Source organism: Idiomarina loihiensis L2TR (assembly GCF_000008465.1).
GTDB classification, from domain to species: domain Bacteria; phylum Pseudomonadota; class Gammaproteobacteria; order Enterobacterales; family Alteromonadaceae; genus Idiomarina; species Idiomarina loihiensis.
In genome coordinates this window covers 186,230-210,878 of sequence record NC_006512.1, presented here as the reverse complement: position 1 = coordinate 210,878, position 24,649 = coordinate 186,230, and the positions used below count along the sequence as shown (strand labels likewise).

Annotated in this window: 19 protein-coding genes; 12 read left to right on the top strand and 7 right to left on the bottom strand. The window is 47.8% G+C overall.

The genetic code is table 11. The annotated features are described in order from the left end of the window. Positions 1-100: 100 nt before the first annotated feature. Together IL_RS00975 and ubiU are read right to left on the bottom strand one after the other, a co-directional pair. Positions 101-973, bottom strand: a complete 873-nt coding sequence (locus IL_RS00975) for a U32 family peptidase (RefSeq protein WP_011233456.1) — start codon at positions 971-973, stop codon at positions 101-103. 5 nt (positions 974-978) lie between these two features. After that, complete coding sequence (gene ubiU / locus IL_RS00970; protein WP_011233455.1) at positions 979-1,971, bottom strand: ubiquinone anaerobic biosynthesis protein UbiU; 993 nt, start codon at positions 1,969-1,971, stop codon at positions 979-981. 93 nt (positions 1,972-2,064) lie between these two features. Here ubiU and ubiT point away from each other — a divergent pair, with 93 nt between their 5' ends. Then, positions 2,065-2,562: a ubiquinone anaerobic biosynthesis accessory factor UbiT gene (gene ubiT, locus IL_RS00965; RefSeq protein ID WP_011233454.1), complete on the top strand. Its 498-nt coding sequence runs from the start codon at positions 2,065-2,067 to the stop codon at positions 2,560-2,562. 34 nt (positions 2,563-2,596) lie between these two features. Next, positions 2,597-3,958 (top strand): oxygen-independent coproporphyrinogen III oxidase, encoded by a 1,362-nt coding sequence (gene hemN / locus IL_RS00960; protein ID WP_011233453.1) that lies wholly within the window; start codon positions 2,597-2,599, stop codon positions 3,956-3,958. Between the two features lie 397 nt (positions 3,959-4,355). Here hemN and nhaD read toward each other — a convergent pair whose 3' ends face one another. The 3 genes from nhaD to nrdG all read right to left on the bottom strand — a co-directional run bounded on the left by nhaD (position 4,356) and on the right by nrdG (position 8,295). Beyond that, the gene (gene nhaD / locus IL_RS00955; RefSeq protein WP_011233452.1) at positions 4,356-5,789 is read right to left on the bottom strand and encodes a sodium:proton antiporter NhaD; all 1,434 of its coding nucleotides are present in this window, start codon (positions 5,787-5,789) and stop codon (positions 4,356-4,358) included. A 191-nt stretch (positions 5,790-5,980) separates the two neighbouring features. Then, positions 5,981-7,819 carry an anaerobic ribonucleoside-triphosphate reductase gene (gene nrdD, locus IL_RS00950; RefSeq protein ID WP_011233451.1) on the bottom strand — a complete coding sequence of 613 codons (1,839 nt, stop codon included), beginning with the start codon at positions 7,817-7,819 and terminating at the stop codon, positions 5,981-5,983. 2 nt (positions 7,820-7,821) lie between these two features. Continuing rightward, positions 7,822-8,295 (bottom strand): anaerobic ribonucleoside-triphosphate reductase activating protein, encoded by a 474-nt coding sequence (nrdG, locus tag IL_RS00945; protein ID WP_011233450.1) that lies wholly within the window; start codon positions 8,293-8,295, stop codon positions 7,822-7,824. 371 nt (positions 8,296-8,666) lie between these two features. Here nrdG and IL_RS00940 point away from each other — a divergent pair, with 371 nt between their 5' ends. The 3 genes from IL_RS00940 (at position 8,667) to IL_RS00930 (ending at position 13,128) form a co-directional block, all read left to right on the top strand. Continuing rightward, a complete protein-coding gene (locus IL_RS00940) occupies positions 8,667-10,907 on the top strand; it encodes a nitric-oxide reductase large subunit (RefSeq protein WP_011233449.1) in 2,241 nt (746 codons plus the stop codon). 74 nt (positions 10,908-10,981) lie between these two features. After that, positions 10,982-11,257, top strand: coding sequence for a hypothetical protein (locus IL_RS00935; protein ID WP_011233448.1), 276 nt, complete (start codon positions 10,982-10,984; stop codon positions 11,255-11,257). A 74-nt stretch (positions 11,258-11,331) separates the two neighbouring features. Further along, entirely contained in the window at positions 11,332-13,128 is a 1,797-nt protein-coding gene (locus IL_RS00930; RefSeq protein WP_011233447.1) for an ATP-binding protein, read from the top strand. 21 nt (positions 13,129-13,149) lie between these two features. Here the strand turns inward: IL_RS00930 and IL_RS00925 are convergent, their stop codons facing one another. Further along, positions 13,150-14,454 (bottom strand): MFS transporter, encoded by a 1,305-nt coding sequence (locus IL_RS00925; RefSeq protein WP_231378613.1) that lies wholly within the window; start codon positions 14,452-14,454, stop codon positions 13,150-13,152. A 248-nt stretch (positions 14,455-14,702) separates the two neighbouring features. Between IL_RS00925 and narL the strand changes: the two genes are divergently transcribed. The 7 genes from narL (at position 14,703) to IL_RS00890 (ending at position 22,159) form a co-directional block, all read left to right on the top strand. Further along, on the top strand, positions 14,703-15,362 hold the full coding sequence (narL, locus tag IL_RS00920) for a two-component system response regulator NarL (protein WP_011233445.1): 660 nt from the start codon (positions 14,703-14,705) through the stop codon (positions 15,360-15,362). A 137-nt stretch (positions 15,363-15,499) separates the two neighbouring features. Further along, the gene (gene yegQ, locus IL_RS00915) at positions 15,500-16,798 is read left to right on the top strand and encodes a tRNA 5-hydroxyuridine modification protein YegQ (protein WP_011233444.1); all 1,299 of its coding nucleotides are present in this window, start codon (positions 15,500-15,502) and stop codon (positions 16,796-16,798) included. Next, complete coding sequence (locus IL_RS00910; RefSeq protein WP_011233443.1) at positions 16,795-16,992, top strand: YfhL family 4Fe-4S dicluster ferredoxin; 198 nt, start codon at positions 16,795-16,797, stop codon at positions 16,990-16,992. The genes yegQ and IL_RS00910 overlap by 4 nt, the downstream gene beginning before the upstream one ends. Before the next feature lie 118 nt (positions 16,993-17,110). Then, the gene (locus IL_RS00905; RefSeq protein WP_016341254.1) at positions 17,111-17,767 is read left to right on the top strand and encodes a helix-turn-helix domain-containing protein; all 657 of its coding nucleotides are present in this window, start codon (positions 17,111-17,113) and stop codon (positions 17,765-17,767) included. A gap of 20 nt (positions 17,768-17,787) precedes the next feature. Continuing rightward, entirely contained in the window at positions 17,788-18,960 is a 1,173-nt protein-coding gene (locus IL_RS00900; protein ID WP_011233441.1) for an acyl-CoA dehydrogenase, read from the top strand. A 14-nt stretch (positions 18,961-18,974) separates the two neighbouring features. Then, positions 18,975-21,161, top strand: coding sequence for a thiamine pyrophosphate-dependent enzyme (locus IL_RS00895; RefSeq protein ID WP_011233440.1), 2,187 nt, complete (start codon positions 18,975-18,977; stop codon positions 21,159-21,161). Then, on the top strand, positions 21,158-22,159 hold the full coding sequence (locus IL_RS00890; protein ID WP_011233439.1) for a malonyl CoA-ACP transacylase: 1,002 nt from the start codon (positions 21,158-21,160) through the stop codon (positions 22,157-22,159). Before IL_RS00895 ends, IL_RS00890 begins: the two co-directional genes overlap by 4 nt. Positions 22,160-22,164: 5 nt before the next feature. Here IL_RS00890 and IL_RS00885 read toward each other — a convergent pair whose 3' ends face one another. Then, complete coding sequence (locus IL_RS00885) at positions 22,165-24,600, bottom strand: bacteriohemerythrin (RefSeq protein ID WP_231378612.1); 2,436 nt, start codon at positions 24,598-24,600, stop codon at positions 22,165-22,167. Positions 24,601-24,649 lie beyond the last annotated feature (49 nt).

The following is a 24,649-nucleotide window of genomic DNA, read 5'->3' as shown; positions in this document are numbered from 1 at the left end:
TCACCGCTTATTAATAAAAGGTACATTTTTAATATACCTTTTATTTTGACGAAGATCGACGCTCTACCACTAAAAGTCAGTTAATACCTATTTAGAGATTCTAGCCTGTCGCTAACCCCGCCAGTTGCAACCAATAGCCATTGTTCTCTTTGCTCGTCAGGGTCACGGGGTGTTCCCCATTGATATTGCTGCGGAAGCGTTGTAGCCAGTCGAAAGTTCCCTCGGGTTGCGGACTGATACGCACAATATCGACCAGGCCATTCATACCCGGTAGCTGGTTTATCAGGTTATAGCGTGTACCCGATTGCGTCTGAATACCATTAAGTACAAACACCTGCTGACCTTCCTGGCTTTTCACTTCCCGGCCTTCCGGGTATTTTATGCAACACAGCTCGCACTGATCTTTCGGGCGGTTCTCCGAGCGGGCAGTAAAGCAGCGACCAGACCAGGCCAAGGGTATATGACCAAAGGAAAAAACTTCCACGTCAAAGCAGTCCCTCACGGTGTCGATAAGGTTGTGCTGTAAGACGTCCTGCAGCCAGTCGCGGGAAAGTTCAAATGGAACCACCCAACGTGTCATACCCATATCAATTAAACGGCGCAGACTCTGGTGATTATAAATATTAATGCCCGGCCCTGCGGTAAAGTTCAACCCCTGCTCCTGCAGCACCCCAATAGCACTGACATCATTGGCTTCAACATCAAACTCGCCATTATCGCAATATTTACCCAGCTCCCGGAGCTCCGCAGGCGCTTCCAACAAGGTCATTGTCGAGAGCGTTACTTTTTTCCCGGCTTCTCTTAGCATATGCGCTATCGCCAGATAGTCATCCAGCTTTAACTCACGACGCTTACTGCAAACGGTTTCGCCCAGATACACGTGTTCAACATCCGACTCGGCAGCTTGCTGATAAAAATCAAAAACCTGCTGTTTCGGCCAAAAATACAGAATAGGTCCTAATGAAAACTTCATATTGGTTACTTCCATTTCCGGTGGTACGCGCCCAGCGTCGTTTGACTGCCTTCAGAAAGTGAGGCCAGAACCGAATTCCAGTTATCTTCAACTTCAAAGGCGTCCGGGTCGGTCATAACGGCATCGATAGCCTGACGCCAGACTCTGGTAATTTGCGACACATAAGCCGGGCTGCGCTGCCGCCCTTCAATTTTTAACGAGGCAATGCCTTCTTTATAAAGTTGCGGCAACAAACTTAAGGTATTCAGGCTGGTCGGTTCTTCCAGTACATTGTAAATTTCGTCGTCAACCGAAAAACGCCCTTTGCATAAAGTGGGATAACCCGCTTTTTCGTTTTCATCAAAACGATCGATAAGCACGCCGTTAAGCCGTGACTCCAGTTTATTGTCCTGTTCGTCCCACTCCACAAAAGCCGCAGGTGAGCAGGCTCCAGCGGTATTAGGAGACTCGCCGGTTAAATAGGAGCTAAGATAACAACGCCCCTCCGCCATAATGCAGAGGCTACCAAAAGCAAAGACTTCCAGCTCGACGTCAGTAGTGCGCGCCAGGGCTCTGACTTGCTGCATAGACAACACACGCGGCAAGACCACCCGCGACACGCCAAACTGCTGATAAAAACGGATGGCTCCGGCGTTGGTTGCAGATGCCTGCACCGACAAGTGCCTTTCAACTTTGGGGTACCTTTCAGCGGCGTAAGCCAGAACCGCGAGGTCTGCAATAATCAATACATCAGCGCCGGCCAGAACAGCATCATCAACTGCCCGACGCCATTTCTCCCAACAGTCGGCATGCGCAAAGGTATTAATGGCAACGTGCAGTTTACGACCATGCTTGTGCACATAGTCCGCTGCTTCTGCTAGCTTCATCTGATTTAAATTCAGACCAGCGAAATGACGCGCATTGGTTTCATCCTTTAACCCCACATAGACCGCATCGGCACCATTTTCTATAGCCGCTTTTAATGCAGGGATACTTCCGGCCGGACAAAGCAGTTCCATTTAAAACCTCTATTTAATATTTTGTAGCACCCTAATTATTAATTCATTATAGTGCTCACAACTTTTATTTTGTTGTTGTAAACGGAGCAAAATATGAATACCACCAACTGGGTATCTTATATACCTAATATAATTCGACCAATAAACAAATTAATTCCATCGAAATTTATTAACTTCGGGTCTGAAAAGTTATTAAACCTTTTATTCAAGGAAGAAATTTCTTCAGGAGAGCTTAATTTTATTTCTGGAAACATAATAGAGATAAAGGTTAAAGACATTGATTTATCTCTATTTTTGACGTTAAAAGTAAACCAACTAAAATCCCTTAAGAGCCCAGTTGAACCCGACGTAAAGCTCTCAGCAGACGGTGACGCACTGCTTTTACTGATTTACGGAAAGGTTGACCCCGACACTTTATTCTTTAATCGAAAACTAATGGTAAAAGGCAATACCGAATTAGGGTTACATTTAAAAAACTTCTTAGACACCATTGAGGTAAATCAAAAGCTACCAAGGACCTTATATTTAATAGGAGACCGGTTTAGTGATTTTATTTATAAAGAAAAAGGTGAAACAATACAGACAAGTTAATTAAATAGTTTTTGACTGGGGTCAAGAGGTGGTTATGAGTACAGTTACCTGGGATAAAGAGTTAATAGAAAAATACAACATTAATGGACCTCGTTATACGTCTTATCCCACAGCGTTAATGCTTTCCGAACAATTTTCAGAAAGCCGCATAGAAACCGCGCTGAAAAATGCAAATGACGGACTGTGTCTGTATTTGCACTTACCTTTCTGCCACAAGCTTTGTTATTACTGTGGTTGCAATAAAGTAATTACCCGCCACCAGCATAAAGCGGATAAGTATCTGGATTACCTCGCCGGCGAAATGGCGATGTACCAGCCTATGGTAAGAGACAAGAAGATCCGTCAGATTCATTTAGGCGGTGGCACCCCAACCTTTTTGACTGAGCAGCAACTGACCCGCCTAATGGAACTGGTTCATCAGCATTTTACCTTCGCGGAAAACCCTGAAGTCAGCATAGAGATTGACCCACGCAGCTGCAGCGACGAAAAACTTCGCCATTTACGTAAACTGGGGTTTAACCGTGTCAGCTATGGGGTGCAGGACTTCGACAAGAAAGTGCAAATTGCTATCAATCGCGTACAGGACATTGAGCTTATTGCGCATCAGCTAAAGCTCAGTAAAGAGCTAGGCTTTGAGTCAATTAACTTAGACCTTATTTACGGCCTGCCTTACCAGCGCCCGGAAACCTTTAAAAAGTCTATTGAGCAAGTCATTGAAATGGATCCTGACCGCATCTCGGTATTTAGCTATGCCCATTTACCCCAGCGTTTCGCTGGTCAGAAGAAAATACCGGAAGAGTCCATTCCGCAGCCGTCGGTTAAGCTGAGTTTGCTGGAACAAGCCATTACACAACTGAACGACGCCGGTTACCAATTTATCGGCATGGACCATTTTGCAAAAAAAGACGATGGCCTTGCCATAGCTCAGCGCGAAGGCCGCCTGCAGCGTAACTTCCAGGGCTACACCACCGACGGTCAGGACGCACTGCTGGGCTTAGGTGTTTCATCCATTAGCCAGGTAAACGGTGTACTGTGGCAACACGAAAAAGAGCTTCCTGCCTACTACAAAATGATAGATAACGGACAAAAACCCATTATAAAAAGCATGGCGTTAAACGACGAAGATAAGCTGCGTGCCGCATTAATTTCTCAGGTTATTTGCCATTTCGAGCTTGATATAGAAGCTTTTAAAGCAGAGTGGGATCTCGACGATTTTTGGGCTCATTTCGCCGAAGCCATACCGCTACTAAAACCATTCATTGAAGACGGTCTAGTCGACGTCTCCGACAAAAAGCTCCGCGTCACTGACTTAGGTCGCCTCTGGGTTCGCAGCATCTGCGCCTGTTTCGACGAATACCTCGATCACGGCCAGAACCGCTACTCCAAAGTCGTTTAGCGGCTGGGGCGGTAACCCGGCCTCGGTTACGCTTGGAGAGCTGGTAAGAAAGACGCCGTAAACCCATCCCTGGGGGCTTGGGTGGCGCCATCCTTGGCGCCACACACTTTCTTACCAGCTCTCCGGCGCATATTGCGACCGGGTTACCTCTATCAGCTGACTTTGGAAAGCAAACCTTAATAGTCAGATCAACGGTAGCTTCCGAAAAGCGAGTGCGACGAAGCATCCAACTAGATAGAGGTAGAGCAACAGGGGAAGGTGTTGAGGGAAAGGGCTGTTGCGCTCAGAGAGTGTGTGGCGCCAAGGATGGCGCCACCCAAGCCTTACAGGGACGTACTTGCAGGCGTCTCTCTGAGCCGGGAACCTTAATCGCAAGAGAGTCCTTTCCCCTTCCCCGCTAGCTGAGGAAGGTGGCTTGGTTTAGCCATAGGTGTAGCAGGATGCTGGCTGCGTAGCCTATTGCTATTACCGGTGTCCATTTCAGGTGCGACATAAAGGTGTAGTAACCTCTGGCTTGTCCCATTAAGGCAACGCCTGATGCGGAACCGATAGAGAGCAGGCTGCCGCCGGTACAACAGGCCAGGGTTATTAGCAGCCAGTGTCCGGTGGACATTTCAGGGTCCATGGACAGTACTGCAAACATCACCGGGATGTTATCCACAAGAGCGGAGACCACGCCGAGAATACTGTTTGCTATGGTTGGGTCTAAACCACCGTAAAGAGACTCGGACAGTAAACCTAAGTAACCCATAAAGCCTAAACCGCCAACGCACAGCACAATGCCGTAGAAAAACAGCAAGGTGTCCCATTCGGCACGGGAAACCCGGCTGAATACGTCGAATGGCACGACACCACCAAGTTGTTGCAGGCGTTTTTGGTCGCCCTCGCGTGCTGCCATTGCTCGCTTGCGCGCCAGTGATCCCGGCAGGGTCATACGCAGGAAGTAACCAAAGAACTGTAAGTAGCCCAGCCCCATCATCATGCCGAGCACCGGCGGTAAATGCAGCCAAATGTGGCATGCAACGGCGGTTGCGACTGTTAATAAGAATAAGAACGTAATGCGCAGGGCTCCGCGCTTAAGCTCGACTTCGGTATGCAATGTTGTCGGACTTTTGTTCTCAATAAAGAAGCTCATGATAACTGCGGGTATTAAGTAGTTCACTAACGCGGGCACAAACAGCTGTAAGAACTCGGTAAACTCTACCTTGCCGGACTGCCACACCATAAGCGTGGTTATGTCCCCAAACGGGCTGAAGGCACCGGCGGCATTAACCGCTATAACAATACTGGAACAGCAAAGCGCGACGAACTTTTTATTGCCCTCGGCAACTTTCATGACCACAGCCGACATTAACAGAGCGGTAGTCAGGTTGTCCGCAATAGGCGAAATGAAAAACGCTAAAAAACCGGTTATCCAGAAGAGCTTTCTATAGGTAAAGCCCTTTTTCATCAACCAGGCGCTGAGCGCATCGAACAAGCGTCGCTCTTCAAGAGCATTGATGTAGGTCATTGCCACCAGCAAAAACAACATCAGCTCTGCGAACTTTAATAAGTTTTCCCGGAACGCCTCTTCCGCCAGAACGGCATTGTCGCCAGTATAAACAAACCCTATGAGGATCCAGATAACCCCTGCCGCAACCAGCACAGGCTTGGATTTTCTCATGTGCAGTTTCTCTTCACCCATCACCAAAATATACGCAAGAATAAAAATGACGATGGCGGCGTAACCAACGGTCGATGAGGTGAGATCGATACGGTCAGCAGAGGATTCTGCAGCCAGTACTGATACCGAAAACAGCAGCGAAATGACGGTAAACAGCAATCTTTTCATAGCGTTTTTTCAGTGCAGTTCAGAACCCAAAGATAAACTGCACCAACTCTCCTTGTTGGTTGGTGGTTAAGAATGAAAGTGGTTGATTATTCCGGCAGGAATTTTCGCGCGGAGATTACCACAAAACTCGAATTCTGAGAGCTACAGAAAGAGGGAAAACTCATCCCTCTCTGTAATCATTTTGTGCCACTTTAGCTTGCTCGGCGAAATACCCTATTGGATTGTGCCGCACCCACAGCAACCTCGGCTGGCTGCTTGCGATGATAATGACGCAAATGGTGCTCTTTTCGACGGCCTGCACTAAAAGCAGACACTCGTTTTAAGTAACCAATAACCCGGGTTCCGTAGTCAATGTCCTCAGAGCCACAGCTGGAACATTCGCTTAAGGTGCGTTTATCAATCTGCTCGCAGGCGTTACAAATGGTAATTTTGACGTTAATGCAGAAGTAATTACAGCCCGTTTTCGCGGCAATATTGAGTAACGACAAATAGCCTGAGGTGTTGAGCTTTTCATCAAGGTTCAAATGCAATGCCGAACCGCCATCCAGGTATTCAATCAATTCTTTTCCGTGAAGAACCAGTTTATCCAGCGCATTGGCATCTTCGTCTTCTACGGCATAAAAGTAGGAGTTGTAGCAGTCACGGCTCACTTTATAACCGTCAGATCGGTCCCACTTGGCGTTCTTCACACCCAGGTTTTCTGCGGGCACAAACTCGGTGTTAAACATATATCCGTATTCTTTTTTAGCGGCCTTGTTTGCGTCATAAATCACTTTTAGATGGCTTTGCACAAAGTCTTTATAGGCCTCGTTGTTTCCCGCAGTAATGCCCTGAGATTCAGCCGCTTCAACCATGCCGTTAATACCAATAGTCAAAAACTGCTTGTCCAGGGTAATAAAGCCCGCGTCGTACACGGTTAATAAGCCCGCTTTCTTGTATTCTTCCATCAACTTTCTGTAAGCCACCTGATATTTGTGAATTTTGCTGACTTCTTCCTCTAAATCTCTGCCATCCTGCACCAAACGGTTCATGTTCATGGTAATGACATTAATAGAGCCTGTAGCGACACCACCCGCACCCAGGGTATAAGAAAAGGTATTGTCGCTAATTTCGCTGCGTAGTCGGCAACAGGAGGCTAACGAGTCGGCATTGTCAGACAAATAAACAAAAAAGGAATTGCCATTTGCCATTTCCCCGGCGATTTTTTCGGCAAACAACTGATCTTTGCATTCTCCCTCGTTGGTCAGCATAGCAACCGTCACCACCGGGAAGGTCAATATCGTTTTTTCCCTTTCCTTATTAAACCAATCCAGGAAGAAGTCCTGTAGTGCACTCACCGAGTTCCACTCTGGTTTAGTGAAGTCCGCAGGGAAAACAAACTCACCAAACATACTGTCAAAGTAATGCTGGTCGTAAATAGAGATATTCCAGAACACACTCTGGTAGCCGCGTGCTGCCGCAGGCTGATTCAGCGCATACACCACGTGCTGCAGATGGTTTTCAATCTGGTGACGATGGGTATTTAAATAATCGTCGCCGTAGTCTTTACGGGCAAAGTAATCAAAGTAAGTTAAGAACTCGACCGTGGCAACGGCTCCGGCAAACTGCGAGCTCACCGCAAAAACAAAGTTAACAAAGGTGCCGCAAAACGATTCCAGGTGCTTGGGTGCCTGAGATTCACCGCCCAGCTTGGTTAAGCCATCACGTAAGAACGGGTACATAGTGACCGAAACACAGTAAGGTTTAAGGCTGGTTTCGTCATGCACGTAAATTTCATGGTCTTCAATTTGACGAACGTATTCTTTTGCCAGCTCGTTACCAAAAAGCTCACTGATTTTATTGCTGACTTGCTTACGGTTAACCTGCACAAAAAAGTCTTTCATTAACTCGGCTTCAAGCGTTGCTATATTCTTTTGTGTGACATTGGCGTTGGCATCCATTTTCGAGCCATCGGCCGCGTTTTGAGCATGCAGATACTCGTGAATGAAATCGACTTTGCCAGTGACTTGTTCCTCGTTTAAGCGCAACATAATTATTCTCCTGTTTGAAACTTGCAGTTCAATAACTGCCGGGTCCGTAAATCATAAAAGCGTTGGTTGGTGGTTGGGCTTTCCAGCCCGCCCCGGGCAGCAATCCACGGCCCGGTTTTTAAGTAAGTCAGTTGTTCGCGAAGGGATATAGAGACGCTTTCATAGCCTGTATACAGGCAGGTCTCCAGCCCTTCGTTTCGTACTTGCTTTAATAGTTTCAGTAGTGCTGTGGGCTGCCATTCACCGCCCAGAAATAAAACACAGGTTATTAACCCACGGTATTTTTGCAGCTGCTGTGCCAGATGTTCCTGCGTTAAAGGCGACCCGCTTCCCACCGGCCAGCTATCCACACTGTGGCAGCCTTTACAGCCAACCGGACAGCCGGTAATGGTGTAGGCTAAGGCAACTTCTCCCGGCACTTCTTGCCAGACAACTTGCTCCGCACTGTAATGTAGGCTTGTAGGGGAAACCGGCATAAAACACCATATATTGTTATTAATTTAAAAATAATCACTACATATTGTGCTTCAGCATAGTTAAGTCTGTTTCGGGCGCATTGATCCCGCTCAAGATTTAAGCGAGAAGAAAGAAATGACAGGAGCCTTAAAGAGATACCCATTAAAGGGTAGAAATAACCTTTAGGGTACTTTTAACCATAAAAGTAAAAACAACCTAATAAACTTAAGTCATAAATACCCTTTTAAAATTAAATTCCTTATTTATCAATAAATTAAAATATGGCCTCAATATTGCACTTAGGTAAATGCATAGCGAATTAATAAAAATTCTCTGCTCATAAATCTATGGAGTAACAATATGAAGCTGTTCAGCATCAAGGAGGTCAATTATGGCCGGTTATCGTAAGCTTTGGTGGACGTTAATTGCGGTTCTCGCAATTACCTTTGGACTTTTAGGGTATTTTGGAACGGAAGTTTACCGGGAAGCTCCGCCTATTCCGGATAAGTTCATGAGTACCAATGGCAAAGTCATTGCAACCGAAGAGTCTGTTTTAGACGGGCAAACCGCCTGGCAGTCTGTTGGTGGCATGCAACTGGGGTCAATTTGGGGGCACGGTGCTTATCAGGCGCCCGACTGGACAGCTGACTGGCTACACCGCGAACTTCTGGCCTGGCTGGACATTCGCGCCAACGAAGTCTTTGGTAAACCCTACGAACAGCTAGCGGGCTCGCAGCAAAACCAACTAGAGTACGAGCTAAAAGAAGAGTATCGGACCAATACTTACGATAAAGCTTCAGATACCGTTATTCTAAGCGAACGACGCATTCAGGCCATTGAGCAAACCGGCGAGTATTACTCAAAACTGTTCAGCGATGATCCGGAGCTACGCCCTACCCGCGTTAACTACGCCATGAAAGAAAATACGCTTCCTTCAGAAGCACGTCGTGCGGTAATGAACGACTTTTTCTTCTGGACAGCATGGGCCGCGTCGACAGAACGTTTTGACTCAGATATTACTTATACCAACAACTGGCCACATGAAACCTTGATAGATAACGTGCCTAGCGCGGAAAATATTATCTGGTCAATTGTCAGTGTTATTCTCTTAATTGCCGGTGTTGGCTTCTTAATCTGGGCATGGGCGTTTTTACGTCAACACGACGAAGAAGACCCTGTTGCTCCAGAGCATGACCCCATAGCCAAAATTAAGCTCACGCCGTCACAAAAAGCCTTAGGTAAATACCTGTTTATTGTGGTTGCGTTGTTCTCGCTACAAGTTTTACTGGGTGGCTTAACCGCACACTACACAGTCGAAGGACAGGAATTCTACGGCATTAATATTTCAGAGTGGTTCCCCTACTCTTTAACCCGTACCTGGCACATTCAGGCCGCTATGTTCTGGATTGCCACCGGGTTCCTGGCTGCTGGTTTATTCCTTGCCCCAATTATTAATGGCGGTAAAGATCCTAAATATCAGAAACTGGGTGTCGATATCCTGTTCTGGGCACTGGTGTTAGTTGTTGCTGGTACCTTTATCGGTAACTGGTTAGCCATTGCGCAAATTATGCCGGAGCACCTTAACTTCTGGTTAGGTCACCAGGGCTACGAATACGTCGACTTAGGTCGCTTATGGCAAATTGGTAAGTTCCTCGGTATCGTTTTCTGGCTGGTACTGATGATGCGTTGTGTTGTCGGTGCATTCAAAGTCAAAGGCGATAAGAACTTACTGGCATTATTTACCGCTTCAGTTGTTGCCATTGGCCTATTCTATGGCGCTGGCTTCTTCTACGGCGAACGTACTCACATTTCTATCATGGAATATTGGCGCTGGTGGATTGTTCACCTGTGGGTAGAAGGTTTCTTCGAAGTGTTCGCAACGGCGTCACTGGCCTTCATTTTCCACAGCATGGGCTTAGTTTCCCGCCGCATGGCAACCGTGGCTGCGTTAGCATCTGCGTCACTGTTCATGCTGGGTGGTGTGCCAGGTACTTTCCACCACTTGTACTTTGCCGGCACAACCACGCCAGTTATGGCCGTGGGCGCTACTTTCTCAGCGTTAGAAGTGGTACCGCTTATCGTACTGGGCTACGAAGCCTGGGAAAACTACAGCCTGCAAAAACGCGCAACCTGGATGCAACGCATTAAGTGGCCATTACTATGCTTCGTTGCAGTTGCCTTCTGGAACATGCTGGGCGCAGGTGTACTCGGTTTTATGATCAACCCACCTATTTCGCTGTACTATGTGCAAGGCTTGAACACTACGCCAACTCACGCACACGCAGCTTTGTTTGGTGTGTACGGTTTCCTGGCGCTTGGTTTCGTGCTGTTGATTCTGCGCTACATTCGTCCGAACCTGCAATTCGACGAAAAACTGATGAAAATGGCGTTCTGGACCATGAACATTGGCTTAGCACTAATGCTCTTCACCAGCTTATTGCCTGTCGGCTTCATTCAGTTTTACGCCGCTGCCAGCGAAGGCTTGTGGTATGCGCGCAGTGAAGCCTTTATGCAGCAACCTCTATTACAGAACCTACGCTGGTTCCGTACCCTTGGCGACATGGTCTTCATCGTCGGTGCGTTAGGTATTAGCTGGCAAGTTGTAAAAGGCTTAAAGCATAAGTCTGATTAACCCTTAATAAACCAGGCTTCTGCAATCGTTGCAGAAGCCTGGCTTTCTTTTGTGAGGCGTTTACTGGAGGACGTATGAGCCGCAAACCCGATACCAAAACCGCGATGTATCAATTACTCGATGTCATTCGTAAGCACATCCCTTTTGGCTTAAAAGAAGCCGATATGTGCCAGGGTATTTGTCGTGGCTGCTCTAAAAAAATGATGGAAATGCTGGATGCTGAAGTCAGCCAATGGCAGGCCGACCTGGACAACGAACTGGCAGAACCAACCTTAGCGGACTTAGTTTTTATGGAGAAGTTAGCGCGCCGAACCGAGAAAGTTCTTCACCGCAATAAACTGATGAATTAATCCGCACTTATTTGTTCCCCTCTTTCGAAATGCTATATCATGTACCGGAACTTTCACTCAGGACGTCGCCCGGAATGATACGCAACGCTTCTATAATTAATGTCTTCAGAGTATCGCTTGCGCTTATCGTAATTGTTGCCAGCGCCTCTTCTCTCTCTGCATTCTGGCTTTTGGAAAAATCAGAGCAGGACGCGGAGTTGATTAACGTTGCGGGCTCACACCGAATGAAAGCCTATAAGTTTGCGCTGCAGCTATCTAGCGGCAAGAAAGTTCAGGCCAGCGAAACGGCGCAGGAAATAGATACACTCTGGGAACAACCTCTACTTCATCGTCACTTCGTAAAAGCCGGCGGTAGTATTCAACAGCTAGCTAAAGACGCTAGAACCGAATGGCAGCGGGTGCACTCGGAAATAGCAGAGCAGGATTTTGCTCGCTTTTCCCAGCAACAAAGTAACGCCATAGACAACTATGTGAATCAGCTCGACACTCTGGTTGGCCAGCTGCAAGAGCATTCAGAAAGACGAATGGAGACGGTTCGTAGCTCGCTGGCTTTAGCCTCATTTTTTATCGTTGCCATATTTTTCTTTTTACTTACCGTGCTAAAACGAAAAATCAACCAACCGCTTCGACACCTGCTGGCGGTTTCCAAACGTTTGGGTCAGGGCGACTTTACCGCTAAGTCAAAAATCGATAACGAAGATGAAATAGGCCAGCTCTCCCGCACAATGAACAAGATGTCGGAAACCGTCAGCTACTTTTACGGTGGTCTTGAACGCCGGGTAGAGCAGCAAACTCAGGAACTGTCGCGCAAAAACAAGGTGTTGTCCTTTCTGTACGATACCGCCCGCTCCATTATCGTGCACAGTTATGACTACAATAATTACCAGCAAGTTATTGAAAAGCTCTACGAAATTGGTGAAGTAAATGACATTGAGTTATGCCTGCTAACGGAAGAAGGCAACCGCCCGTTTTTGCAACTGCAACCGCGTCCCAGTTCACACGAACCCTGTGAGGCCGGTGACTGCGCTACCTGCCTTAAAGCAGGCCCTGGTGCTTCGGTAATAGAAGACAAACTGGTTTATCGCTTTGTGCTAAAACGAGAAGATCAAAACTACGGTGTATTAATTGTTCGCTGCGAACAAGGACAGCCTCTGGCGACCTGGCAACAGCAATTGATGAGTTCCACAGCGGATCAGCTTGCTCTATCACAAAGCCTGAAATCTGAGGAAGAGCAAGTGCGGCGGCTGGCGTTAATGCACGAGCGTACCGTTATAGCCCGTGAACTGCACGACTCACTGGCACAGGCTTTGTCCTACTTAAAAATTCAGGTTACGCGGCTACACAAGGGGATTGAGAAGAACGATCGCGCCACGATAGATGATGTCAGTAACGAGCTGAGAGAGGGCCTAAACTCAGCCTACCGGCAGTTGCGGGAGTTGCTCACGACCTTCCGCTTAAAAGTAGATGGTTCAGGACTTTACAGCGCATTACAGACGACGGTTAAGCAGTTAACCGAACAAAGTAATATGGTTGTCCATCTGGATTATCGCCTTAATAATATTCCACTGGTGCCCCACGAAGAAATCCATTTATTGCAAATTATTCGTGAAGCCAGTCAGAATGCGGTAAACCACAGTCAGGGAAGCGAAGTACACATTAGCCTATCGCAGCCCAGTGGACAGGACGTGGAACTTAAAATTACTGACGATGGCATCGGTTTACCTGAGAATGCGGAGAAGGTTAATCATTACGGGTTAGCCATTATGCAGGAACGCAGTCGTAATCTTGGTGGTGAAATAAAAATCTCAAGACTGGAAAGCGGCGGCACGGAAGTTTGCTTCACCTTTACACCGGACTATTTGCTGCAATAGTGAAAGACACCGTCCACACTCTTAAGGGTTATAGAACTGGCCGCGTCGGCGCAAATAGACAAAACCGTTTAACAAGAGCCCGATAACATAGAAAACAATGAAGTCGATATAAACGGTGTCCATGTTTTGCGACTGCAAAGCCCAGGCAAAGCGCAAGGGCAAATAAACCGCGCCCAGCATAGCGATAGTGCCCGCCCAAATTAACACTCTGTGAGTATAAGTTCTGGGAAAGACTTTGGTCATACTGACAACGACTGAACCGTTCCCCAAGGCGCTGGTAAAAATCAGTCCCAGCATGCTGATGAAGAAAGGCTCAAAGTAGAGTTCAGTGGCACCATGTTGAGCAAAATACATGTAGCGGCCAGCCAAAGCCCCAAATATCATCATCAGTAACAGACTCACTTGCGTTATCAGAGCGCCACCAAAAATAGTCGCCAGCCAACGTCCGAAAGGCCTGGCTAACAGAGCAATAAAAGGCCCCATCCAAACCAGAATTAAGGTGCTGTAACCAAACACAAATTCCAGCATCAGTGGCAATGCCATAGTAAAGCCAATAAAGCTACCAAACGTCATGTTGTACAGAATACTGCAATACCAGACGTGACCATTGTGAGCCAGCAGCTTTCTTAAAGTGACTTTGGGTAATGACTGTTTGTGGTTTGACAATAAAGCAGCCGCGGCGCTCAAAATGGCTGTCAGGCCAAAAAGAATAGCCCAGACAAAACTGAAATTGTTTAGCAAAATAGTCTGGCCGGCCTCGATGCGAGCGAAAAAATGACCACTGCTGCGCTCGAGTATGAGAGCGGAATCTACCGCAGCTAACTGCCAGGTAGCCAGCAGAGGCACAACCAGCTGAGCTAAAAACAGAGAGAATATCATCATGCCGATAACCAGGCTCATGGACAACGGCAAGGGGATCATGACCTTTGACTGGCGGGTTAAGTCGAATGCAGGCGCAAACATCATGCAGCCCATGCCTGACCCCGCAGCTAAAGCAACCAATATAGGATAGCTCAGCTGCACAGCTGAAAATTGCACATAACTGATAATACTCATTAACAGCATAAGAGTGGCAATAACTGTAGGCATCCATCGTCCGAGGATATTGACTAGCAAAGTTCCTAACAACTTGGACACAGCACCGCTTGCCCCAGCAATAGCGACTAATGACAGCAACTGAACCGGGCTTAAGTTAAGGTTTGATTTTGCCAGTAATACAACGATAACGCTCCAGCTTGCCCAAAATGTGACACCAAGCAATAACACACTCAGCGTTAACCCACGGGAAAGCGCGCGAGAACCGAGGTAATCACGAACATCGCTCATTGTATTCGCTTGCGAAACTTTACCCATAACATTGCAATTCGTTGTCATATTCACAGAGTAAGGACTTTGCAACTATGAGGGTTTGGATACAACTCACATCAAGAGTTAGTTTTAGGTTTATTATGGAGTAAGCAGCTACCTCTTTCGGAGTAGAATTTTATTCAGAAGTGTAAGTAATGCTTGTCTGCGGTGAATTTGTGCACAAGCTATGTCAAACTAACCAGGTTAAATTTATAAGGGAGAACACTATGACAACCGAAGCGGCCAGCATTATGCTCGTGGATGATCATCCACTACTGCGCAAAGGATTAAAGCAGTTGATTGCGATGGAAGATGACATGACCGTTGTCGCAGAGGCCAGTAATGGCCCGGACGCCTTGCTGCTAGCAGTAGAGCACGACCCTGACTTAATCGTTCTGGATTTGAACATGCAGGGTATGGATGGCATAGAAACTCTGAAGAGACTCCGCGACTCAGGAGTCACCTCGCGGATCATCATGTTAACAGTGAGTGATGCTGATGATGATGTGGTTGCGGCAATTACCAATGGTGCTGACGGTTACCTGCTAAAAGACATGGAACCCGAACTGCTGTTGGAACAGATTCATCGCGCTGTTACCGGCAAAATGGTTTTAAGCGAAGCCATTACCGAAATACTGGCGACCGCACTGCGCCAACCAACGCAGTCAACCACTTCTCAATTGAGTAACTTAACCAATCGCGAGCACGAGATTTTAAGCTTAATTGCCAAAGGCATGAGTAATAAGGTCATTGCCCGCGAACTGGATATTTCAGATGGCACAGTTAAAGTACACGTAAAGCACCTATTGAAGAAACTGGGGCTACGCTCCCGGGTTGAGGCCGCCGTATGGATGGTCAACCTACAGGGTAATAAAGCGCCTCAATAAGGACCGATAATAATCGCCCGTAATCGCGAGGGTAATCTGCCAACACCTACCCTCGCTACCTCTCCTTGATTTGCGTCAAGCTGCCAATTCCCTGATTCTGCTATTCTTCACCGTTAATTTGGTGATACAGGTGTTTTATGTCAGCCGCAGATTTCCGTCCTGAGTTACTTTGTCCTGCCGGTAGCCCTGAAGCTATGCGTATGGCTTTTGCTTACGGTGCAGATGCCGTTTATGCTGGCGAACCTCGCTATAGCCTGCGGGTACGCAATAACAGCTTTACCCTGGAAAACTTGGGCGAATGCATTAACGAAGCTCATCAGCAGGGAAAGCGTTTTTATGTTGTGGTCAATATTGCGCCGCACAACGCCAAGCTGGCCCGTTTTGTTGAACACATTTGCACCATTGTCGACATGAAGCCCGATGCCTTAATTGTGTCTGACCCCGGCGTGGTTATGTTGCTGCAACAGTACTTTCCCGACCAACCTCTGCACTTATCGGTCCAGGCCAACACGGTCAACTGGGCTGCACTTCAGTTCTGGCAACAACAAGGCATTGAGCGCGTTATTTTGTCGCGCGAACTGGGACTCAAAGAAATTGCTGAAATGCGCAAGCAAGTTCCTGACATGGAAGTTGAAGTATTTGTACACGGCGCACTCTGCATGGCCTACTCCGGGCGCTGCCTGCTGTCTGGTTACATGAACAAGCGCGACCCAAACCAAGGCGCCTGCACCAATGCCTGTCGCTGGGGGTATGAGGTGCATGAAGCAAAGGAAAACGCTGTGGGTCAATATGAACCGGTACTGCTTGGTGATCCGAAGCGTCCACAGGATTTAATGTTGCTGGATGAGGACATACACGGCTCCTACATCATGAACTCGAAGGATTTACGCGCGGTTGAATATGTAAAGGACTTAGTTGAGATGGGTGTGCATTCCTTAAAAATTGAAGGCCGCACTAAGTCAGACTATTACATTGCCAGAACAGCTCAGGTTTATCGGCGCGCAATTGACGACGCCGTAGCCGGTAAGCCTTTTAATAACGAGCTGCTTAGCGAACTGGAAGGTATGGCAAATCGAGGGTTTACTGCGGGCTTCTTACAACGCCATACGCCACAAGACTTGCAGAATTATGAACGCTCGCACAGCGAAGGCGAGCATATTCTAGTCGGACAACTGGCAGCAGCAACCGCCGACAACACCTTATATGAGGTTGAGGTGAAAAATGGCTTTTCTATTGGTGATGAACTGCTGCTGATGACACCCAAAGGTAATTATCCGTTTCAATTGGCCCGCATGGAGTCGCTTAAAAACGAGGCCATGATCCGCGCGCCCGGTTCCGGTTATCAAGTGAAACTGCAGACACCGGTTAGCATCGAGAAGAACGATATTCTCTTTTGTTTTCTGATAAAAGAAGCAACCGTGAGGAAAGTAGCATGATTGTCATTAACGATGGCTGTATTAACTGCGATGTTTGCGAACCCGAATGCCCAACCGAAGCGATTTCAATGGGCGACAGCATTTACGAGATAAATCAGGATAAGTGCGTAGAGTGTGAAGGCTATTACGATACACCGAACTGCTACGCGGTATGTCCGGTAGAGGCTGTCGATATTCTACAAGATAAGGGGTAACTCTCATCTCTCTTTAGAGGTAGATAAATTTGCTGGAGGGTTTTGTATAGTGAACCAGATCAATAATTCAGCAGATGAGATGACTATGCGTACCCCAATTCAATGTAGCCAATGCAGCATGCAATCAATTTGCGTTCCCGCCGGTTTAGTGCCAACCGATGTCGAAATTCTTGATAAATGCAGCCGCGAACCGCACCTTTTTAACAAGCGTAATGTTGTTTTTAGTGAAGGGCAAAAACTCAATTCAGTTTTCGCAATAAAAAGCGGCTCGGTGAAGTGCTACACCATTGACAGCAATGGTAAGCAGCAAATTACCAGCTTTCATATGGTTGGCGACATTGTCGGTCTTGAGAGCTTAGCCAGCGGTTCAGCAGCTACATATTGTGAGACCATGGAAACCTCTATGCTGTGTGAAATTAGACTGAGCAAATTATTTGCGCAGGAACTTCCTAAAGTTGAAAGTAACCTTCTGCAGCTTATGAGTCGACGCTTAGCAAATTGCAGCAAACATTACTTAAACGTTGTTAATACCAGTGCTGAACAGAAAGTTGTGGCCTTTTTACTTTCAATAAGCACGCACATGCATCAACATGGATTGTCCCGTAGTGAGTACCGATTGCCAATGACACGCACGGATATTGCTAATTATCTGGGCCTGGCTGTTGAAACTGTCAGCCGTATTTTCACTGCCCTGAAAGAACAGCAGCTGATTAACACCGAGCAATCCATTCTCACTATTAATGACTTTACGGCTCTGGAAAGCCGGGTCGCTTAGTACTTTTTTCAGGAGGTTACATGTCATCCGCTGGTTTTAATTGGTCCGATCCGCTCAACTGGCAAAACACCTTGTCAGATGAAGAAAAAATGATTCAGGAAAGCGCTCATCAGTACGCTCAGGAAAAGTTGATGCCTCGCGTACTGGAGGCCAACCGTAATGAGAACTTTGATCGCCAGATTATGAACGAACTGGGTGAGATGGGGCTACTCGGCGCGACCTTACCGGAAGAATATGGCGGAAGTGGTGTGAACCATGTTAGCTATGGACTTATTGCGCGGGAAATTGAACGTGTCGACAGCGGCTACCGTAGTGCGATGAGTGTGCAATCCTCTTTGGTTATGCACCCTATTTACACCTTTGGTACCGAGGCTCAGCGCAAGAAATACTTACCTAAATTAGCCAGCGGTGAATGGGTTGGGTGTTTCGGCTTAACAGAACCCGATTCCGGCTCAGACCCGGCCAGTATGCGCACCACCGCCAAGCGCACTGACAAAGGTTATGTGCTGTCTGGCTCTAAAATGTGGATAACAAACTCGCCTATCGCCGATGTGTTTGTCGTCTGGGCAAAACTCGACGGCGAAATTCGCGGTTTTGTACTGGAAAAAGGCATGAAAGGCCTGAGCGCCCCCAAAATTGACGGTAAGTTCTCGCTACGTGCGTCTATTACCGGCGAAATTGTTATGGATGGCGTTGAGGTATCTGAAGACCACATTTTCCCGGAAGTTAAAGGCTTAAAAGGCCCGTTTAGTTGCCTGAATAAAGCGCGCTATGGCATTGCCTGGGGCTCGCTCGGCGCAGCAGAGTTCTGTTGGCATGCCGCACGCCAATATACGCTGGAGCGCAGCCAATTTGGTCGCCCGCTGGCGGCTAACCAGTTAATACAGAAAAAACTGGCGGACATGCAGACCGAAATTAGCTTGGGATTATTAGGCTGCCTGCAAGCTGGACGCGAGCTGGATAAGGGTACACTGAACCCAATAGCGATTTCTCTCATTAAGCGTAACAGCTGTGGCAAGGCGCTGGATATTGCCCGCCAGGCGCGCGACATGCACGGCGGTAACGGCATTGCCGATGAGTACCACGTTATTCGCCATGTGATGAATTTAGAAGCGGTTAATACCTACGAAGGTACACACGATATTCACGCGTTAATTCTGGGTCGTTCACAGACCGACATTCCTGCGTTTTAGTAGCGAGGCTTACCATGCGTTGCGATATTGAGGGCTGGCAACAGGACTTTATTGAGCGACTGGCGCAGGAAGATTTACCTGCGCCTCAATCGCAGCACTCAAATTTAAACGACTCAGATCTATTCGCACTTTTTCACAGCCAGGTTCTGAGCCGCTTCATTGATATCGAATCGCGTCGCCTGCAGCGCCAGGGCAAAAGCTTTTATACCATTGGCAGCGCTGGACATGAGGGCAACGCTGCAGTTGCAGCGGCTTTACGGGTAACCGATCCGGCTTTTCTGCACTATCGCAGCGGGGCATTCTTTCTACAGCGTGCCAAGCAGTTAGAAGGCTCGAACTCGCTATATGACCTCATGCTGTCGTTTTGTGCCTCCAGTGAAGACCCTATTTCAGGCGGTCGCCACAAGGTTTTAGGCAGCCTGGCACTGAATATACCACCGCAAACTTCAACCATTGCTTCGCACTTACCCAAAGCTATGGGTACCGCCTACGCCATTGGACTCAGTAAACGCTTAAAGCAAGCTGGCCAGTGGCCGGATGATGCCATTGTGCTTTGTAACTTTGGCGACGCCTCAGCAAACCACTCCACCGCCGTAGGGGCTCTAAATGCCACCGGCTGGAGCGCTTATCAGGGCATGCCGATGCCTATTCTCTATGTGTGTGAAGACAACGGCATTGGTATTTCTACCTCGACTCCCAGAGGATGGACAGCTCATCAGCTTCAGAATTACCCAGCAATACGCTACTACTATGCAGACGGCGCTAATGTCAGTGAAACTTACGCAGTAGCCCGTCAGGCAGCTGAGTATATCAGGCGTACGCGAAAGCCCGCTATTTTACATTTGAAGACTCAGCGCTTCTTTGGTCATGCCGGTGCCGATGCAGAAGTTGCCTATCGCAGCAATGAATCGATAGAACAAAGTTTTGAAACTGACGTGCTTTTGCAAAGTGCAGCGCAAGTTATTGAGCGAGAACTTTGTACCGGCATTCAACTCTCGGAAAAAGCACAATGCTGGTTACAGCGCATTCGTCGGGTGGGCACTGAGGCCTCTGCCCGACCCAGGCTCGAATGCGCAGAGTCGGTCATGGCTTCCATTGTGCCAAAAACTCTGGCCGACGATACTCAGCCGCTAACCAGCACCCAGCAACAGGCGGTATTTGCGTTTGATAAGCGCAACTTTAAGAAGCCTCAACCCTTAGGCAAAATGATTAACTGGGCATTGCACGAAATATTGGCGCGATACCAGAACACCGTGGTATTTGGTGAAGATGTTGGCAAAAAAGGTGGGGTATACCACGTGACTCACCACTTGTTCGATCACTTTGGCGCAAATCGTGTGGTGAATACCTTACTAGACGAGCAAAGCATTCTTGGCTTAGCCATGGGCATGGCGCAGCAAGGCTTTCTGCCCATACCAGAAATACAGTTCCTGGCTTACGTACATAATGCCGAAGACCAAATTCGGGGCGAAGCCGCCACTCTACCCTTTTTCTCTAATGGTCAGTACCACAACGGTATGGTCATTCGTATTGCCGGTCTGGCCTACCAGAAAGGCTTTGGCGGACATTTTCACAATGACAATTCCTTCGCCGTATTTCGCGATATTCCGGGCGTTATTGTGATGTGTCCATCAAACGGACACGACGCCGTGCTCATGATGAGACAAGCGGTTCAGCTTGCTCACTGCCAAAAACGCTTAGTGATTTTTCTGGAGCCTATTGCGCTTTATATGACCCGCGACTTGCTCGCAGAGGGCGACAAAGGCTGGCTGCATGAGTTTCCGTCAGCTACCGCGCCGTTACCGGCTCTCGGCGAGCCTTCCCGTTATGGCGAAGGCGATGAGCTGGTTATCATCACCTATGGCAACGGTTATTACTTAAGTCGGCAGGCGTGCAGCGAACTCGCGCTTGAAAAGCGAATCCGCATTCTTGATTTGCGCTATTTAGTCCCACTGGATATTGAGAAAATTGTGGCGGCCGTTGGCTCTGCGAAACACATTCTGGTTGTCGACGAATGCCGTAACCGCGGTTCGTTAAGTGAAGAGCTGGTAACCGCTCTGTACGAACATCGGCGTGACTGGCAGCGTGTTGACCGTATTACCGCCAAAGACAGTTTTATTCCTCTGGGCTCTGCCGCTTATAAAGTTCTGCCTGGAAAAGAAGACATTATCCACTATTTACAGGAGCATTTAGGCCAATGAAACAAACTGCCGTTATCGTCTGCCCCGGTCGTGGTGGTTACAACAAACCTGAATTAGGCTCTATTACTGAACGCCATTTGCCAAAGCAAAGCGATCTCATTAACCAGTTAGACAAAGTCCGCGAAAACGAAGGTTTTATTAGCGTTTCGGAACTCGACCAGAAAAGTAAGTTCGATCACCGTTTGCATTTAAAGCCGGAGAACTCTGCAGCCTTAATTTTTGCGGCCGGTTACGCCGACTTTAAAGCCGTTGACCCCGAGCAGTATGACATAGTGGCAGTGACCGGAAACTCCATGGGCTGGTATACCGCTCTGGCCTGTGCCGGTGTATGGCAGCCGGAAAACGCAATGTCTATTGTCACCGACATGGCAAAGCGAACTGCCGCAGCCGACGGTGCGCAGCTTATTTACCCAATTATGAACGAGCAGTGGCAACCGGACAAAACCCGTGAAAAAGCCGTCAGTCAGATGTTAGAACAACACGCCGGGGAGCTGTTTTTATCCATTCGTTACGGCGGCTATGTTCTGCTGGCGGGTACACAGAATGCGGTAACCACTGCCAGTAAAGCACTAGAGCCTGTTGATAACCGCTTTCCTATGATCTTACCCGGCCATGCGGCATTCCATTCACCGTTAATGAAAGAGGCGTCAGATCAGGCTCTTTCCGTGTGGGACAGCAGCCATTTCAGACAACCCGAACTGCCACTCATAGACGGCCGAGGTGTTATTTGGGAGCCGCCCGGCTGCCATTTGGATGCCCTGCAACGCTATACTTTTGGGCACCAGGTGACCGAGTATTACGACTACACCAAAGCCATTACAGTTGCCTTAAGAGAGTTCGCACCGGATAAATTATTACTGCTGGGGCCTGGCAACAGCCTGGGTGGCGCCACCGGACAGAGCCTGGTGGCAGCCAACTGGCGAAACCTTTCCAGTAAAGATGACTTTACCCAGCGACAAGAAAGTGAAGAAGCCCCGGTGATTAGCCTGGGGCTATAAATTCCCTAGTGAATACCTTTGCTGTTGAGATGCCCTTTATAAGCCATATCGCTTTTCATAATGTGGTTCATGAGCCAGGCTTTTACGAACTCCAATAGCTCATCAATCACGTCTTCGTGGCTATCAACCCGGTGTTTGAAGCGCATCACATCCTGCACTAAGTCGCGGTGCTTAAGCTTGTGGTTTTCTAAGTCAGGATAGCCGTTACGCTCCATTAGCAACTCTTCGTAGTTAAAGTGCGTAGCCGTGTAGTTAATTAACGAGTCCACCAGACGCTGTAACGCATGCTGATCACCATCGCGAAGCTTCAGGCGATACAGCTCATTAGCAATGTAAATTAGGCGCTGGTGCTGACGGTTAATTTCTTCAATGCCCACATCCAGCTTCGGCGACCATTCAATGAGTACGTCTTGTTCTGAAAGACGTCGCTCTATCACGTCTTTTTCAATGTAATAGCGGTCGCCAAGAGACTTAATTTCGCCGCCTAAAGTCGTTAATTGAGCTGAGCTTTCTAACGCTTCTTGCGAGCGTTCATCAACAATTCGTGCACTTTCAGAAAGTGAATTAATGTTTTCCTGAATATTTATGGTTACCGCAGACTGCTCTTCCGTTGTGGAGGCTATCTGAATATTCAGGTCGTTAATGACACCAACATTTTCGACAATGTCAGATAATGAACTTGCAGCCCGGTTCGCTTGTTCAACATTTTCGCCCGCCAGGGTTTTATTGCGCTCCATGGTTTGCACTGCATTGTTTGTGTTGGTCTCCAGCCGACCAATGACACTTTGTATTTCGCCAGTGGAAGCCTGTACCCGTTGTGCTAACTGTCTGACTTCATCAGCTACAACCGCAAAGCCCCGACCGGACTCACCGGCTCTGGCGGCTTCAATAGCAGCATTCAGCGCCAGCAAATTAGTCTGGTCGGCAATGTCATTAATGGTCAGTAATATCTTCGAGATAGACTGGCTATCTTCAGATAATGTTTTTATAACACGCTGAGATTCGGACACTTCTTGCTCAAGTCTCTGAATGGCAGTCACCATGGTATGAACAACCTGCTGCCCATTTTTGGCGGATATCAAGGTGTTATCAGCTTCTGTTGCGGCTTTCTGAGTTGACTCTGACACTTCACTTATCGCCGAGGTCATTTGCTCGACTGCCGCAGCTGCGCTTTGCATTTGCGAAGCCTGAGCTCTTGCCCGTTCGGCCAGCTCTTTAATTGCCTGATAATTACCGTTACCCAGCCTGTCCATACCGTCGCTCGACTTACGTATGGCATCCACTGAGTAACTGGTCTCAATAGCGACCGAGTTCAGGTAATGAGTTATTTTCGACAGCTCATCATGCCCCTCTGTCGAGCTCAAACTATTTAGGTCGCCATTTGCCAGCTGTTTGGCCATTTTAATATTGGCAGACACCGCCCGGTAAATTCCTAAATATAAGCTGGTAAATAACAGTAACTGCAATAACAACACCCCGACAATCAAAGCCGCGTTGGTCCAAATCACCGTATCTAATTTTGTCAGGCGCTGTTCAAGTCTCGAGTGATAAGCCGGAATAACGCTGTCGTAAAAAGCAAATAACGCCCCTGTCGCGGCAGTTCCTTCACGGAAGAAGTCACTGGCCGACATATTGCGTTCCATTAGTTTGCTAGAAGCAGTTTCGCTAAATAATCTTAACTGCTGTTCGGCTGCCTTAGCCTGCATCAACAAGCCCTGGTCGTTAACTTCTTCGGATAAACTCTCGACAACGTCCACAAAGTCGGAAACCTGGTTTTCCAGCACGTAGCTTAAAATGGTGACATCCTGCTGTAGTTCGGGGCTTTCCTTTCCGCTTAACCATTGAGCTCCCAACCCCCTTAAGCGACCTCCCTGCTCAACTAACTGCGGCAGCTCTTCAACCGAAAGACGTGCTAAGAACAGGCTTGGTAAATCATTTTCCAACAGTTGTTGGGAGTTTTTGCCAAGCAGCTTTAACGCACTTTGGACCTTTTCCAAAAGCTCAGTATGCTGATGAAAAGTGTCCGTTGAACCGCTTAAGCCCTGCCATTTACGGCGCAGCTCCAGCAATAATGATTCTGGCAGCAAATGACTTTGGCCTGGTTTACTTTGGAGGTCATCCAGAGCACTAAAATGACGATTAATGGCTTGCACTGAACGGTTTATTTCACTGGAAAACTCTCGTTTTTGAGCTTCACTCCCAGTCATTCCCCGGTGCATGGCGATATGCTCTAAAAGCCCTCTTAATTCTGGCCAGTATTGAGCGGCTTCATGCTTTTGTTCAACCTGATGGCTTTTTTCCAGTGAGTCATTAACCATCAACGAACTCAGTACAATAACCGGAATAAAAAGTAAAAAACCAATCAAGCTAAATTTTCGTCTAAAACTCAGTAAATTAAATAACTTTTGGACAGGGCGAGTTAACCAATCGAGCCACTTCATAACCACTCCACTACAGGCAGAATCTACAACCACAAACGGCTTATTCTGC